The 2,215-nt window shown below is 64.1% G+C and carries 2 protein-coding genes; both read left to right on the top strand.

Features of this window, described 5'->3' with window-relative positions; all coding sequences use genetic code 11:
• Positions 1-1,992: carbon starvation CstA family protein (locus AACY42_RS28280; RefSeq protein WP_339483794.1), on the top strand; the 1,992-nt coding region annotated here is incomplete at its 5' end.
• A gap of 15 nt (positions 1,993-2,007) precedes the next feature.
• Complete coding sequence (locus tag AACY42_RS28275) at positions 2,008-2,205, top strand: YbdD/YjiX family protein (protein ID WP_003201656.1); 198 nt, start codon at positions 2,008-2,010, stop codon at positions 2,203-2,205.
• Positions 2,206-2,215 lie beyond the last annotated feature (10 nt).

Genomic DNA, 2,215 nt, shown 5'->3' with positions numbered 1-2,215 from the left:
GTCGTGGCCTTGCGCCGCGGCGAACCCATCAACGCCCTCTGGATCGTCGTCGCGGCCGTGGCCATCTACCTGGTCGCCTACCGCTACTACAGCCTCTTCATCGCCAATAACGTGATGCAACTCGATGCGCGCCGGGCCACCCCTGCCGTGCTCAACAACGATGGCCTGGACTACGTCCCGACCAACAAACACATCCTTTTCGGCCACCACTTCGCGGCCATTGCCGGTGCCGGGCCGCTGGTCGGGCCGGTACTGGCGGCGCAGATGGGCTACCTGCCTGGTACGCTCTGGTTGATCGCCGGCGTGGTGCTGGCCGGTGCGGTGCAGGACTTCATGGTCCTGTTCCTGTCCACCCGCCGCAACGGTCGCTCCCTGGGCGACATGGTGCGCGAGGAAATGGGCCGCATCCCCGGCACCATCGCGCTGTTTGGCTGCTTCCTGATCATGATCATCATCCTCGCGGTGCTGGCGCTGATCGTGGTCAAAGCCCTGGCCGAGAGCCCGTGGGGCATTTTCACGGTGATGGCGACCATTCCGATCGCGATGTTCATGGGCATCTACATGCGCTACATCCGCCCGGGCCGCATCGGTGAAATCTCGGTCATTGGCGTGCTGTTGCTGCTGGGCTCGATCTGGCTGGGCGGGCAGATCGCTGCCGATCCGGTCTGGGCCAAGGCCTTTTCCTTTACCGGGATCCAGATCACCTGGATGCTGATCGGCTACGGTTTTGTCGCGGCGGTGCTGCCGGTGTGGCTGATCCTGGCGCCGCGGGACTACCTGTCGACCTTCCTCAAGATCGGCACCATCGTCGCCCTGGCGATCGGCATCCTGGTCACCATGCCCGAGCTGAAAATGCCGGCGCTGACCCAGTTCACCGACGGCACGGGGCCGGTGTGGAAGGGCGGGCTGTTCCCGTTCCTGTTCATCACCATCGCCTGCGGCGCGGTCTCGGGCTTCCACGCGCTGATCTCCTCGGGCACCACGCCCAAGCTGCTGGATAACGAAACCAACGCCCGCTACATCGGTTACGGCGGCATGCTGATGGAGTCCTTCGTGGCGATCATGGCCATGGTGGCCGCTTCGGTCATCGAGCCGGGCGTGTATTTCGCCATGAACAGTCCGGCGGCGATCGTCGGCGGTGACGTGGTGGCCGTGGCCCAGACCGTCAGCAGTTGGGGTTTTGCAATCACCCCCGAGGCGCTGCAAGCGGTGGCCAAGGACATCGGCGAGACCACCGTGCTGGCCCGTGCCGGCGGTGCGCCGACCTTGGCGGTCGGGATCGCGCAGATCCTGCACTCGGTGCTGCCGGGTGAGAACACCATGGCGTTCTGGTACCACTTCGCGATCCTGTTCGAAGCGCTGTTCATTCTCACCGCCGTGGACGCCGGCACCCGTGCCGGGCGGTTCATGCTGCAGGACTTGCTCGGCTCGTTCGTGCCTTCGCTCAAGCGCACTGAATCCTGGCCGGCCAACCTGATCGCCACCGCCGGTTGCGTGGCGCTGTGGGGCTACCTGCTGTACCAGGGCGTGATCGATCCGCTGGGCGGCATCAACACCTTGTGGCCGCTGTTCGGCATTTCCAACCAGATGTTGGCCGGTATCGCCCTGATGCTCGCCACCGTGGTACTGATCAAGATGAAGCGCCAGCGCTACGTCTGGGTCACGCTGCTGCCGGCGGCCTGGCTGCTGATCTGCACCACCACCGCGGGCCTGATCAAGCTGTTCGACGCCAACCCGGCGATCGGCTTTTTGGCCCTGGCGCGCAAATACAACGATGCCCTGGCCGCCGGCCAGGTCCTGGCCCCGGCCAAGAGCATCGAGCAGATGCAGCACGTGGTGTTCAACGCCTACACCAACGCGACGCTGACGGCATTGTTCCTGTTCGTGGTCTTCAGCATCCTGTTCTACGCGCTCAAGGTCGGCATCGCCGCCTGGGGCACCAAGGAACGCACGGATAAAGAAGCGCCATTCCAGGCTCTGCCGGACGCTTGATAGGGGGTTGCAACGATGTTCAATGACTTGAGTCGCCTCGGCAAATACCTCGGTCAGGCCGCCCGCCTGATGGTCGGCATGCCCGACTACGACAACTACGTCGAGCACATGCAAACCAAGCACCCGGACAAACCGCTGATGGACTACGAGGCGTTCTTTCGCGAACGCCAGGAGGCTCGTTACGGTGGCAAGGGTGGGCCCAAGTGCTGTTGAGTTGAGGTAG

Origin of the sequence: Pseudomonas sp. RL_5y_Pfl2_73, assembly GCF_963970515.1 — a bacterium.
Lineage (GTDB): Bacteria > Pseudomonadota > Gammaproteobacteria > Pseudomonadales > Pseudomonadaceae > Aquipseudomonas.
Note: the sequence above shows the minus strand (reverse complement) of the source record. Positions and strands in the feature narration are given on the sequence as shown.

Excerpts from the sequence above, each read along its gene's own strand:
- AACY42_RS28275 (WP_003201656.1), top strand. The coding sequence starts at position 2,008 with ATGTTCAATGACTTGAGTCGCCTCGGCAAATACCTCGGTCAGGCCGCC.